Source organism: Nocardioides sp., from assembly GCF_036267815.1.
Taxonomy (GTDB): domain Bacteria; phylum Actinomycetota; class Actinomycetes; order Propionibacteriales; family Nocardioidaceae; genus Nocardioides.
On sequence record NZ_DATAVI010000093.1, the window covers coordinates 1 to 12,731 of the forward strand.

A 12,731-nucleotide genomic window follows, 5' to 3' on the forward strand; every position below is an offset into this window, starting at 1 on the left:
CAGTCCGACACCCACTCGGCCACCGCGATCCTGAAGACGGTCGACCCCAACGACAAGCTCGTCTACATCTGGTCGACCTTCGAGCCCGACATGGCGCGCTTCGCGTTCGCCTGCTTCGACCAGCCCGACCTCAAGGCCCCCCACGGCTTCGTGGTCGATGCGCACGAGAGCTGGACGGTGACCAGCAACTCCGCGCCCGAGCGCGTCGAGGAGCTGGGCGACGACGCCGGAGGCGGCCGTCGCTGGACCTTCGGCGACACGCCGCGCCTCTCGACGTACGTCACCGTGGTCAACGGCGGGCCCTTCCACGAGATCCGCTCCCGTCGCGGCGAGTACGACCTGGGGCTCTTCTGCCGGCAGTCGCTTCGGCAGTTCCTCGAGCGCGACCGCGAGGAGCTGTTCGACCTCACCGACCGCGGCCTGGTCTTCTTCGGCGAGCGCTTCGGGCAGCCGTTCGCCCAGGAGCGCTACGACCAGGTCTTCGTCCCGAACATGGGCGGAGCCATGGAGAACTGGGGCTCGGTCACCTGGACCGACAGCGTGCTCTACCGCAGCACCCCCACCTACGGTCAGCGCGCCCTCCGAGCCCAGATCCTCCTGCACGAGATGGCCCACATGTGGTTCGGCGACCTGGTCACGATGCGCTGGTGGGACGACCTGTGGCTCAACGAGGCCTTCGCGTCGTGGGCGTCGAACTGGTCGGGGGTCAACTGCACCGAGTTCACCGACGAGTGGGCGACGTTCCTGGCCAGCAACAAGATCAACGGCTACCGCCAGGACATGTCCCCGGCCACCCATCCCATCCGCGGCGACGTGCCCGATGTCGCGGGCGCCATGGCGAACTTCGACGCGGTCACCTACAGCAAGGGCGCCAGCGTGCTCAAGCAGCTGATGGCCTACGTCGGCGAGGAGACGTTCGTCGAGGGCCTTCGGCTCTACTTCCGCGAGCACGCCTGGGGCAACACCGCCCTCGACGACCTGATGAGCGCCATCGGGCGGGCGGCCGGCCGCGACCTCCACGACTGGACGGTGTCCTGGCTCGACCGGGCCGGCACCGACATCCTGCGCCTCGGCGACGGGGTCCTGTCGGCCACCTCACCCGACGGCGAGGCGCCCCGGCCGCATCACCTGGAGATCGGCTCGTACGCCGTCGCCGGCGATGGCCTGACGCTGGTCGGCACGACGGCGGTCCAGACGTCGGGCACGACGACGGCGCTGGAGCTCCCGGCGGCCGACCTGCACCTCCTCAACGCCGCGGACCACACCTTCGCCGCCGTACGTCCCGACGCCGGCTCCGTCCGAGCGCTGCTCGACCGCGCTGCGGACCTCCCGGCCGCGGTCGACCGGGCACTGGCGGTCGTGACCGGCTTCCAGATGCTCTCCGACGGCGAGATCGTCGCCGACGAGCTGTTCGACTGCGTGCTCGACGTGCTCGACCGCGAGACCAGCCCCGCGGTGGTCGAGCCGTTCTTGACGATCGCGCTCGAGATCGGACAGCGCTGGGTGCCGCGCGAGCGCGTCGGCGACGCCTTGGGCCGGCTGGCCGCCGTCGCCGGTCGCCTGGCCGACCAGCCCGACCACGAGACGCCCGGGCTTCGCACCCTGGCCGCCTCGGCCACCACCTCCGAGCACTTCGCGCGGCTCGACCAGGCGGCGCGGTCCGAGGTCGACCTGGCCTGGCGGGTGGCGATCCGGCGCGCCGCGCTCGGGCAGTACGACGAGGGGTCGGTCGAGGCCCTCCTGGCCCGCGACCCCGACCCGGATGCCGCCGTGCGGGCGCTCGCGGTGCGCACGGCCCGACCCGAGGCCGAGGCCAAGGACGAGGCCTGGCACGAGCTCTTCGAGAAGAAGAACATCCCCGGCGGCCCGATGCTCGGGGCGATGATCGGCGCGTTCTGGCAGCCTCAGCAGGACGCCGTGCTGCTGCCGTACGCCGACCGGTTCCTCGACGAGATCCCGGCGTTGGCCGGCGGCGGGATGCTCACGGTGTTCGGCCTGATGTTCGGGATGTTCCCCAAGGTCGGCGGCGAGTCCTTCGTCGCCCGTGCCCGCGACATGGCCACCGACCCCCAGTGCGACCCCACCGTCCGGGCCGCACTCCTGATCGGGACCGACGTCCTGAGCCGGATGGCCCGCGCCCGCGCCGCCTGACGCCGAGGTGGCACTTCCCCTTCGGGGTCAGGCGTAGGCCGGCGAGGCCGGCTCGTCCTCGGGATCGCGCCGCAGCTTCGACTCGTCGATCGGGAACCGCTCTGCCTTCTGCCGCTCGATGGCGGCACCGACCAGGCCGGCGAAGAGCGGGTGGGGCCGCGTGGGCCGCGAGCGCAGCTCGGGGTGGGCCTGGGTGGAGACGTAGTAGGGATGGACCTCGCGAGGCAGCTCGACGAACTCCACCAGGTCGAGGTCGGGGTTGGTCCCGGAGAAGACCAGGCCCGCCGCGCCGAGCTGCTCGCGGTAGTGGTTGTTGACCTCGTAGCGGTGTCGGTGCCGCTCCGAGATCCGGGCCTCGCCATAGGCCTGTCGCACGATCGAGCCGGGCGCCAGCTCGGCTGGATACAGCCCCAGCCGCATCGTCCCGCCGAGGTCACCGGCTCCCTCGACGTAGGACTTCTGCTCCTCCATGGTGGCGATCACCGGCTCCGGGCAGTCGGGGTCGAACTCGGTGGAGTCGGCCTTCTCCAGTCCTGCGACGTTGCGGGCGTACTCGATGACCATGCACTGAAGGCCCAGGCACAGCCCGAGGGTCGGGATGCCATGGGTGCGGGCATAGGTGAGGGCCCCGATCTTGCCCTCGAGCCCGCGCACCCCGAAGCCGCCGGGAACGCAGACCGCGTCGACGTCGTGGAGGTTGCGGTGGGCTCCGGAGGGGTCCGCGCACTCGTCGGCGGGCACCCAGCGGATCCGCACCGCGCTCTCGTGCGCGAAGCCCCCGGCCTTGAGGGCCTCGGCGACCGAGAGATAGGCATCGTGCAGGTCGACGTACTTGCCGACCAGCGCGACCGTGACCTCCTCCTGAGGGTGGTGCACCTTGCGGAGCAGGTCGTCCCACGTCGTCCAGTCGACGTCGCGGAACGGCAGGTCCAGGCGGCGTACGACGTAGGCGTCGAGGCCCTCGCGGTGCAAGACCCGGGGGATGTCGTAGATCGAGGGAGCGTCGGCTGCGGTGACCACGGCCTCCTGGTCGACGTCGCACATCTGCGAGATCTTCTTCTTGATCCCGTCGGGGATCTCCCGGTCGGCCCGGCACACGACCGCGTCGGGCTGGATGCCGATCGAGCGGAGGGCGGCCACGGAGTGCTGGGTCGGCTTGGTCTTGAGCTCCCCGGAGGGACCGATGTAGGGAACCAAGGACACGTGCAGGAAGAAGCAGTTGTCGCGGCCGATGTCCTGCCGCACCTGGCGCGCGGCCTCGAGGAAGGGCAGTGACTCGATGTCGCCGACGGTGCCGCCGACCTCGGTGATCACGACGTCGGGTCGCTCGCTGTCGTCGTCGGCGTCGGCCATCGCCCGGATCCGGGACTTGATCTCGTCGGTGATGTGCGGGATCACCTGGACGGTGTCGCCGAGGTAGTCTCCCCGCCGCTCCTTGGCGATCACGCTGGAGTAGACCTGCCCGGTGGTGACGTTGGCCCGCTGGCTCAGCTCGCGGTCGAGGAACCGCTCGTAGTGACCGATGTCCAGGTCGGTCTCGGCGCCGTCATCGGTGACGAACACCTCGCCGTGCTGGAACGGGTTCATCGTGCCCGGATCGACGTTGAGATAGGGGTCCAGCTTCTGCATCGTCACCCGCAGCCCGCGTGAGCTGAGCAGTCGGCCCAGGCTCGATGCGGTGAGCCCCTTGCCGAGCGAGGAGGCGACGCCTCCGGTGACGAACACGTGCTTGGTGACCGGCGCCTGCTTCACGGGGTTCCATCCTACCCGAGCGGGACCGAGCCGTCGGCTCCGGACGCTCCGAACGCGCCGCCTCGGGTTCGCCACGCCCGGATCAGGCCGAGCACCGCGGCCACGCGACCCGCCTGGGTCTGGCTGCCGTCCACCGTGGTGACCTGCCGGGTGACGCCGTCGGCGTGCAGGCCGGTCAGGTTGGCATCACGGGTCGGGCCGACGGCCACCACCCCCCGAGACCGCGCGGCGAGCCCGGTGAGCAGACCGTCGGCGATGGCCTGGTCGGTCTGCGATCCGAACACGACGAGGAGCAGGGGCGCGGTCTGCGGGTGACCCGGGGGGACGGCGAGGAGCTTGGCCGCGACGAGGCTCTGCCGCACCGCCGCCGCGTCGTCTCCCGGCGGAGCCTGGGCGGACCCCTGGTTGGCGGCCGCGATCGCCACCAGCTCCCCGATCCGGGGGTAGGTCGACAGGCCGGCGTCGAGGTGGCCCTTGAGCTGCTGGGCGAGCTGGCTGCCGAGGGTGTCGACGAGGTTCTTCTGCTGGGCCGCCACCAGCTGGCCCGCCACGGCGTAGGTCCCGGTGACCTCGCCACCGGCGGCCCTGACCTGCGCGGCGAGCGCCGAGATCGTGGCCGGGTCGGAGCCGGGCAGCGTCAGGATCGCGACCGGGCGGCGCGACAGCCCCCGGTCGTAGAGCCTCGACGCCACCGAAGCGGCGAAGGCGTCGCCGTACCCCGGGGCCGCTGCCTGCGTGACGACGCGCGGGGCCGGTGACGCGCTGGAGGTGGCGTCTCGCAGCGGCCCCGCCCCCAGGGCGACCCCGGTGGCCAGGGCCAGGAGGACCGCCGTGAGCGGGACGGCGTAGCGGCGATGACGGATCACGAGAGCCTTCCCCCGAGAAGGTGGCTGAGGTGGTGATGCAGGTCCATGGCCCATTGGTGACCGACGTCGGTGCTCGCGAGCGCCGCCGCGACCGCGACGAGACCGATCAGGAGCACGAGGTAGGCATGGCGAGCACGGAGCTGCCCGGAGTAGAGCATCGGCACCGCGGTGGCGTCGACGAGGCGAGGCCCGACCTTGAGCCGGGTGACGAACCCGCTGCCGAGACCGTCGCGCGACCCGTCGAGCAGCTCCTCGATGGTCGCGCGGAGCCCGACCCCGACCAACGGCGTGGCCCCCGCGGCGTCCGCGAGCAGCAGCGCGGCGTCCGCCGTGGCGGCCGAGGTCTGCATCGGGACCGCCCGGATCCCGATCCGCTCGAAGCGCTCGGACCCCGCACCCCCGGCGCGGACACCCCCGGCCGGCTCGGTGACGACCACGTCTCGGCAGGTGCGCATCGACTTGGCCGGCGGAAGATCCTGCGACCCGGCATCGAGGACGACGACGTCGGGGTTCAGGCCGGCGGCCAGCGCCAACGGAAGTCCCTCGCCGGTCGCGATCACGACCGGCTTGACCTCGCGCAGATAGCGGCGCAGGCGGCGCAGCTCGGCGACGGCGTCAGGGCCGTGGGAGACGACGACGACCGGGCGAGCGCGCAGCTTCGTACGCACCCGGGGAAGGCCCTCACCGTGCAGGACGAGCGCCTCCTCGCGCCGGAGGAACTCCGCGCTGTTGTGGGTCAGGGTGTGCAGCTGGGTCGTCAGACCCGACTCGGCCTCACCCAGCTGGCGCCTCACCTCGTCGGCAGTCAGCTCGCGCCCCTGCGCGACCAGGCGGTCGCCGACGCTCAGCGTCCCGCCGCGGAGCTCGACCCGACGGCCCTCGGAGACCGCGGCCAGGACGTCCTCGCCCTCGGGGCCGGTGGCCAGGTCGACCATCACGATGCCCGCGTCGAGCAGCACCGCAGGGCCTCGGTTGGGGAACCTCCCGGAGATCATCGGGGCTCGGTTGACGACGGCGACCACGCCGGCGTCCACCAGCGCCTGAGCGGTCTCGGTGTCGAGGTCGATCTGGTCGAGCACCGCGACGTCTCCGCGGCGCAGCCGGGAGAGCAGGGCCGGGGTCCGTCGGTCGGTCCGAGCCGTGCCGACCACTGCGGCATCGGTGTGAGGACGGGTCCTGAGCTTCACCACCGAGTCATCGTGTCAGCCGGGACGCCGCCGGACTGGCAACGCGCAGCGACCGGCGAGTCGGCCTCAGCCGTGTCCGGCAGCCTCGAGCAGCTCCCGCGCATGGGCCAGCGCGGTCTCGGACTCGGCCATCCCGGCGAACATCCGGGAGAGCTCACGCTCGCGGCCCGCGGCGTCCAGGACCGTGAGGCCGGAGGTCGTGACCGAGCCGTCGCTGGCCTTCTCGACCACGACGTGCCGGTCGGCATACGCCGCGACCTGCGGAAGGTGGGTGACGACCAGCACCTGGGCCGTTGCCGCCAGCGCCGCGAGCCGCCGGCCGACCTCGACCGCGGCCTTGCCGCCGACTCCGCTGTCGACCTCGTCGAAGACGAAGGTCGGCACCGAGACCGTCCCGGCCAGCGCGACCTCGAGGGCGAGCATGACCCGCGAGAGCTCTCCGCCGGAGGCGCCCTTGGCCAGGGGGCGGAGCTCGGCTCCGGTGTTGGCGGCGAGCAGGAGCTCGACCTCGTCGACCCCGGTCGGCCCGAACCTGACCCGCTCACCGGTCACCATCAGCCCGTCGTCGGCCGGGGTGCGGCGTACCGCGACCTCGAGGCGTGCCTGTGGCATCGCGAGCGAGGCGAGCTCCCCGCGCAGCTGGACCGACAGCGTCTCTGCGAGGTCGGCTCGCCGGCTCGAGAGCGCTTCGGCCGCCGGGGCCAGCCGGGCCACCAGGTCGTCTCGGCGCTCGCCGAGCCGGCCGATCCGGTCGTCGGTGTCGTCGAGCTCGGCCAGCCGGGACGCCGATGCCTCGGCCCAGGCCAGCACCTCGGCGGCGGTCTCGCCGTACTTCCTGGTCAGCGTCGTCAGCGCGGCCCGGCGCTCGGAGACCGACGCCAGCCGCGTCGGGTCGGCATCGAGGCCGTCGGCGTACGACGCGACGTCGGCGGCGACATCGGAGAGCAGGTAGGTGATCTCCGCGATGCGGTCGGACAGCTCGCCGGCCGCCGGGTCGTGGTCTCGGACGCTCTCGAGGAGCACGCGGGCCGCCGAGACGGCCGCCAGCGCGTCCGGGCTGCCCTCGTCGGACGAGAGCGCCTCCCGGGCCGACCCGGCGGCCGTCCGCAGGGCGTCGGCGTGCCCCAGACGCTGCTCCTCCTCGGCCAGGGAGAGGTCCTCGCCAGCCTGCGGAGCGACTGCCTCGATCTCGGCGAGACCGAACCTGAGGAGGTCGGCCTCGCGCGCACGCTCGCGCGCGCTGGCCGTCACCTCGCTGAGCTCGCGCTCGGTGTCCCTCAGCTCGGCGTAGAGCGCCTGGTAGGCATTCACCAGGGCTGTGGTGGCGGCGCCGCCGTAGGCGTCCAGCGCCTCGCGCTGGGCCCGAGGCATCAGCAGCCGATGCTGGTCGGACTGGCCGTGCACGGCCACCAACGGCTCGGTGACCTCGGCCAGCCTGGAGACCGGCACCGACGCGCCGCCCACGTAGGCCCGCGAGCGGCCCTCGGCCGACACGTTGCGGGCGATCAGCACGTGGGCGTCCTCGACCTCGCCACCGGCAGCCTCGACCGCCTCGGCGACGTGCGGCAGCTCCGACACGCTCAGCGAGCCCTCCACGCGGGCGGACCTGCTGCCCGCCCGCACGGCGCCACTGTCTGCCCGGCCACCCAGCAGCAGGCCCAGGGCCGTCACGACCATGGTCTTGCCCGCACCGGTCTCCCCGGTGATCACGGTCAGACCGGGACCCAGCTCCAGGGTCGCCGAGTCGATCACACCGAGCCCGGTGATGCGCAGCTCCTCAAGCACGGGCCTCACCACGCCTACGCCGCTCACTGGCACCCCGCCAGCCCTCGACCGGCAGCCCGAACTTCGCCACCAGCCGGTCGGTGAACGGCGCCTCGTGGAGCCGCACCAGCCGCACCGGGCGCTGGCCACGGCGCACCTCGATCCGGGCACCCAGGGGAAGCTCGAACGACCGACGTCCGTCGCACCACAGCACTCCGGATGCCTCGGCGGGCGCGATGACCTCGATGGCCAGCACCGATGTCGGCGCCACGACGAGGGGCCGCGCGAACAGGGCATGGGCGCTGATCGGCACCATCAGCAGCGCCTCGACCCCGGGCCACACGATGGGGCCGCCAGCGCTGAAGTTGTACGCCGTCGACCCGGTCGGCGTCGCGCACACGACACCGTCGCATCCCCAGCGCGAGAGCGGGCGACCGTCGATCTCGACGACGACTTCGAGCATCCGCTCGCGAGCGCCCTTCTCGACACTCGCCTCGTTGAGCGCGAAGGTCCGCCACAGCCGCTCGCCCTCGCGAAAGACCGCGACCTCGATGGTGAGGCGCTCCTCGGCGGTGTAGCGGCGCTCGACGATCGCGTCGATGGTCGCCGAGACGTCGTCGTACTCCGCCTCCGCCAGGAAGCCGACGTGTCCGAGGTTGACGCCCAGGATCGGCGTCCCACTCTCGTGGGCGACCTCCGCGGCGCGCAGGATCGTGCCGTCGCCACCGATCACCACGACCAGCTCGCAGTCGGCACTGGGGTCGCCCTCGGCGGCGAGCTCGACCTGGGTGCCCTCGGTCAGCCCCAGCGCGGCCGCCTCGTCGGCGAGCAGGCGGACCCGGATGCCGTGCGCGGTCAGCGCCGCCACCAGCTGGGCCGCCACGTCGTGGGCGGGCGCTCGCCCGGGGTGGGCCAGCAGCAGGACTCTCCGCTGCTCGACCGGACCGGGGACGCTCACCCGTCCACCCTCTCATCCGGCACCCCGGTGACCCCGGCCGACACCGTCTGGTCGATCAGCTCGGGACCGACCGTCGCCGGACCGCCCCGGAGCCAGAGGAAGAACTCCACGTTGCCCGAGGGCCCGGGCAGCGGGCTCACCGCGACAGCGCGGGCCCCCCAGCCGCGGTCCGCTGCCGCGTCGGCCACCGAGTGCACGGCCTCGGCGTGCAGACCGGGGTCGCGCACCACGCCGCCCTTGCCGACGCGGTCACGCCCGACCTCGAACTGCGGCTTCACCATGAGCACCAGGTCGCCGTCGTCACGGGTGACGGCGATCAAGGGTCCTAGCACGAGGCGAAGCGAGATGAAGGACAGATCGCCGACCACCAGGTCCACCGGGCCGCCGACCAGCTCGAGGTCGAGGTCGCGGACGTTGGTCCGGTCGCGGACACGGACTCGCGCGTCCTGCTGGAGCCGCCAGGCGAGCTGCCCGTAGCCGACATCCACGGCCACGACCTCGCCGGCACCATGCCGGAGCAGCACGTCGGTGAATCCGCCGGTCGAGGCGCCGGCGTCCAGGCAGCGGCGTCCCGCGACGACGAGCCCCTGCGGCTCGAACGCCGCCAGCGCACCGGACAGCTTGTGGCCACCACGGGAGACCCACTCCTGGCCACCGGGGATCGCGGGGTCGCTAGCGACCATCAGGGCAACGTCAGAGGCCACCGCCGTCGCAGGCTTCGTGGCTCGGGTTCCAGAGACCCTGACCCGGCCCTGCGAGATCAGGTCCGCCGCGTGTTCCCGCGAGCGCGCCAACCCGCGCCGCACCAGCTCGGCGTCGAGCCGCAGGCGTCGTGGCGACACCGTCAGGCGGGCTCTGCCGGCCCTGGCTCAGGGCGACGGTCGAGCTCGTGGTCGAGAGCCGCCCGCAGGGAGCCGTGGGCGCGTTCGAACGCCGGGAGATGCTCGGCCACCGGCAGGTCCTCGAGCCCGTCCAGCTCGTCCAGGATGCGGTCGACGGCAGGCAGGCCCGTGGCTGTCTGCTCGGACCCCTGCTCGGACCCCTGCTCGGACCCCTGCGCGGACCCCGGCTCGGACCCCGGCTCGGACGCGGCGTCCTCGGGCGGTGCGTCGGCGGGACCGTCCACGCGCGCCTGCTCGCTCATGACCGGAAGGCTACCCCGCGCCGGCGCCGACCCCTGGCGGGGTCAGCGCCGATCCGTCGGCCGCGGATCCGGACCGGTCACGATGCGCCCAGGCCGCCGCAGCCACCGCCGTCCACCACGCATCGACATCCCCCGCCGCGGTCCCCGATCCCTGGACCGTCAGCGTCCCGGACCCCGTGCTGGCCGTCCAGGGACCCGCCTGCCATCCCCCACCTGCCTCGCTCGCGCGCTGGCCGGCCCGTGCCAGCGCGGTGAGGTCCTGCGCGATCCAGGTCGGTCGCTCCTCGGGGTCGGCGGCGAGCAGCTGCTCGAGATCGGTCACCCCCGTCAGCACCAGGAGCGAGTCGATCCCGGCCGCGTGGGCGCCCGCGATGTCGGTGTCCAGCCGGTCGCCCACCATCAACGGCACCCGGCCACCGACCCTGAGCAGCGTCTCGTCCAGCAACGGTCGCTGCGGCTTGCCTGCGACCTCGGGAGCAACGTTCGCGAACTCGCTGATCATCCGGACCAGGAGGCCGTGACCGGGCGCCAGACCGTTGTCCGTGGGCAAGGTGAGGTCGGTGTTCGTCGCGACCCACGGCAGCCCGTTGCGGATCAGGGTGGCCGCCTGCATGATCACGCGCCACCGGAGGTCCGGTGCGTATCCGGACACGACGGCCACCGCGGAAGGATCACCGACCCGGACCGGCTGGAGGCCCGCCTCTCGCAGCGCCTCGACGAGGCCGTCAGCACCCAGGACTGCGATGGGCGCTCCGTGCCCGTGCGCGCGACGGAGCAGGCGTGCCGCGGCCTGCGACGAGGTCACCACGTCGGAGTCCTGAGCCGAGACGCCGAGCTCGCGCAGGTGGCTCGCCACCTGCGCGGGAGTGCGGGAGGCGTTGTTGGTCACGAAGGCGACGTGGGCGCCCCCGGCACGGGTCGCCGCGATGCTCTCGGCGGCGTGCTCGACCTCGTGTCCGTCCACGTAGACCACGCCGTCGAGGTCTAGCATCACCAGGTCGTATGTCGCGGCCAGGCTCTCCCCACCCGATGCAGCCACCCGCCAGCTCCTTGGTCTCGAACCCCCTACGATGCACCGATGGAGTCCGGTCTCCCCACGGTCCCGCCGTACGTTGCCGGCCCCCTCCGCCTGCACCCCTTTCGAGCCGTGTCTCTGGCCCCGCGCAGGGTCGGCGACCCTGCCTCGGCACGGGCCTTCGCGCGACCTTATCGCGGCGTTCCGCAGCGCTTGGAGACCTGGCGGAAGCGCGGGCTCGCGGCCCGCAGCGAGGCGCCGGCGCTCTACCTGCACGAGTACACCGACTCCGGGATGACCGTGCGTGGCCTGGTGGGCTGTCTGGACATCTCCCACGACGCCGCCGAGCCCCGCGAGCGGCAGGTCTTCCCGCACGAGGGGGTGCATCCCCGCCAGGTCACGGACCTGGCCAACCGGATGGCCGAGATGCGGGTCAACCCCGCTCCCATCCTGCTGGTGCACCGCGGCCCCGCCTCGATCCGCGACGTAGCCCGCTTCGTGGGTGCTGGCCCGCCGGACCAGGACTACGTCGACCATGCGGGGCAGCACCACCGCATCTGGGAGATCACCGACCCCCATCAGCTGGAGGTGGTCGACGCCGGCGTGGCGGATGCTCGGCTGCTGGTCGCAGACGGACATCACCGCTACGCCGCCTACGTCGCTCTCCACCACCGAGACCCCACCGAGGCTCATCGCAGCGGGCTCGCCATGGTCGTCGACCAGGACGAGACCCCGATGTTCGTCGGGCCGATCCACCGGGTCGTGCACGCTACGCCGATGCGCGACCTCACGCGGTCGGCGCGGGTCGCGGGTGCCGAGGTCCACCCCATCGACGCAGACCGGGCCGTGGCCGCCCTCGCCACCGACACCGTCGTGCTCACCGATGGGCAGTCCTGGGCCACGGTCCGGCTCGAGCTGCCGCCGCGGACCGCCATGGTGCAGCTGGTCGACGGACTGCTCGAACGGCTCCCTCGGCGACCGTCACGGGTCACCTTCGCCCATTCCTTTGCCCACGCCTTGGCGCAGGCCCGGCCCGGACGGGTATGTGCCGTCCTGCTGCCGGCGGCCGACCTGGACCTGGTGCTCGAGCTGGCCGAGTCCGGCTGCCTGCTGCCGGAGAAGGCCACGTCGTTCCAGCCGAAGCCGAGCCTCGGCTCCTTCATCCGGCTGCTCGACGGATGAGACGTGCGGCCAGCACCTCGACCTCGCAGCGCGAGGCCCTGCCCCCGCCAGCCGGCGCGAAGAACCGCCTGCGCAGGCTGCCCTTGACCTCGACCAGGTCCCCGGTACGCCAGGTGGCGACCGCCCTCGCCGGGCGCTTGTTCCACACCACGCAGTCGAGCGAGTCGACGCTGACCCGTGACGTCGGGGAACGGGGGCGTCCCACCACCACCCGGAACTTCCACAGTGCGGACCCGCTGACCAGCACCTGCTCCTGCGCCGGCTGGGACATCCGCCCCACCAACGCCACCTCGTTCATCTCGTCCTCGTGACGAGCCGTCCGCGTCGACATCGCAGATCACCTCCTGAAGACCAGAATCCGCATCACCGGCGTCGGCGCGTAACCCAGCTCCTGGACTCTGTGCAAGGGCACGGCCGCCGCCTCGGCGGTGGACGGTCGGCGGTCCACATCGGCAGATCGTCCAGCGGCCACCCCTTGAGCTCCGCGAACCAGGCAAGAATGGCCCGGAGAACACCCAGGAAATTGCCACTAAATGCCATCAGGGGCCACCTGACGGTGGCCCCTGATGAAAGAAGTTGTTCGGCGGCGTCCTACTCTCCCACATCCTGTCGGGTGCAGTACCATTGGCGCTGGCTGGCTTAACTTCCGGGTTCGGGATGGGTCCGGGTGTTTCCTGGCCGCTATGGCCGCCGTAACGTTGTGAACCGTTGT

General features: G+C 72.4%; 11 protein-coding genes and 1 rRNA gene. 2 read left to right on the forward strand and 10 right to left on the reverse strand.

The window, feature by feature from the left end; translation table 11 throughout:
* Positions 1 to 2,151 (forward strand): aminopeptidase N (pepN, locus tag VHW64_RS18980; RefSeq protein WP_329652147.1); only part of this gene is annotated, 2,151 nt, incomplete at its 5' end.
* A gap of 27 nt (positions 2,152 to 2,178) precedes the next feature.
* Here pepN and VHW64_RS18985 read toward each other — a convergent pair.
* The 8 genes from VHW64_RS18985 to VHW64_RS19020 form a co-directional block, all read right to left on the reverse strand.
* Positions 2,179 to 3,903, reverse strand: a complete 1,725-nt coding sequence (locus VHW64_RS18985) for a CTP synthase (RefSeq protein ID WP_329652148.1) — start codon at positions 3,901 to 3,903, stop codon at positions 2,179 to 2,181.
* Between the two features lie 11 nt (positions 3,904 to 3,914).
* Complete coding sequence (locus tag VHW64_RS18990; RefSeq protein ID WP_329652149.1) at positions 3,915 to 4,769, reverse strand: copper transporter; 855 nt, start codon at positions 4,767 to 4,769, stop codon at positions 3,915 to 3,917.
* Positions 4,766 to 5,959 (reverse strand): putative cytokinetic ring protein SteA, encoded by a 1,194-nt coding sequence (gene steA, locus VHW64_RS18995; protein ID WP_329652150.1) that lies wholly within the window; start codon positions 5,957 to 5,959, stop codon positions 4,766 to 4,768. Before steA ends, VHW64_RS18990 begins: the two co-directional genes overlap by 4 nt.
* 63 nt (positions 5,960 to 6,022) lie before the next feature.
* Positions 6,023 to 7,741, reverse strand: coding sequence for a DNA repair protein RecN (gene recN / locus VHW64_RS19000; RefSeq protein WP_329652151.1), 1,719 nt, complete (start codon positions 7,739 to 7,741; stop codon positions 6,023 to 6,025).
* Positions 7,734 to 8,678, reverse strand: coding sequence for an NAD kinase (locus VHW64_RS19005; protein ID WP_329652152.1), 945 nt, complete (start codon positions 8,676 to 8,678; stop codon positions 7,734 to 7,736). Before VHW64_RS19005 ends, recN begins: the two co-directional genes overlap by 8 nt.
* On the reverse strand, positions 8,675 to 9,520 hold the full coding sequence (locus VHW64_RS19010; RefSeq protein ID WP_329652153.1) for a TlyA family RNA methyltransferase: 846 nt from the start codon (positions 9,518 to 9,520) through the stop codon (positions 8,675 to 8,677). The genes VHW64_RS19005 and VHW64_RS19010 overlap by 4 nt, the downstream gene beginning before the upstream one ends.
* A gap of 2 nt (positions 9,521 to 9,522) precedes the next feature.
* Positions 9,523 to 9,822: a hypothetical protein gene (locus VHW64_RS19015; protein ID WP_329652154.1), complete on the reverse strand. Its 300-nt coding sequence runs from the start codon at positions 9,820 to 9,822 to the stop codon at positions 9,523 to 9,525.
* 10 nt (positions 9,823 to 9,832) lie between these two features.
* Positions 9,833 to 10,861, reverse strand: coding sequence for an HAD-IIA family hydrolase (locus tag VHW64_RS19020; RefSeq protein ID WP_329652155.1), 1,029 nt, complete (start codon positions 10,859 to 10,861; stop codon positions 9,833 to 9,835).
* Between the two features lie 39 nt (positions 10,862 to 10,900).
* Here VHW64_RS19020 and VHW64_RS19025 point away from each other — a divergent pair, with 39 nt between their 5' ends.
* Positions 10,901 to 12,019: a DUF1015 family protein gene (locus VHW64_RS19025; protein WP_329652156.1), complete on the forward strand. Its 1,119-nt coding sequence runs from the start codon at positions 10,901 to 10,903 to the stop codon at positions 12,017 to 12,019.
* Here VHW64_RS19025 and VHW64_RS19030 read toward each other — a convergent pair.
* Both VHW64_RS19030 and rrf read right to left on the reverse strand, forming a co-directional pair.
* A complete protein-coding gene (locus VHW64_RS19030; protein ID WP_329652157.1) occupies positions 11,997 to 12,350 on the reverse strand; it encodes a single-stranded DNA-binding protein in 354 nt (117 codons plus the stop codon). The genes VHW64_RS19025 and VHW64_RS19030 overlap by 23 nt on opposite strands.
* Positions 12,351 to 12,597: 247 nt before the next feature.
* Positions 12,598 to 12,714, reverse strand: a 5S ribosomal RNA gene (gene rrf, locus VHW64_RS19035).
* Positions 12,715 to 12,731 lie beyond the last annotated feature (17 nt).

Excerpts from the sequence above, each read along its gene's own strand:
- VHW64_RS19015 (WP_329652154.1), bottom strand. The coding sequence starts at position 9,822 with ATGAGCGAGCAGGCGCGCGTGGACGGTCCCGCCGACGCACCGCCCGAG.
- VHW64_RS19030 (WP_329652157.1), bottom strand. The coding sequence starts at position 12,350 with ATGTCGACGCGGACGGCTCGTCACGAGGACGAGATGAACGAGGTGGCG.
- VHW64_RS19025 (WP_329652156.1), top strand. The coding sequence starts at position 10,901 with ATGGAGTCCGGTCTCCCCACGGTCCCGCCGTACGTTGCCGGCCCCCTC.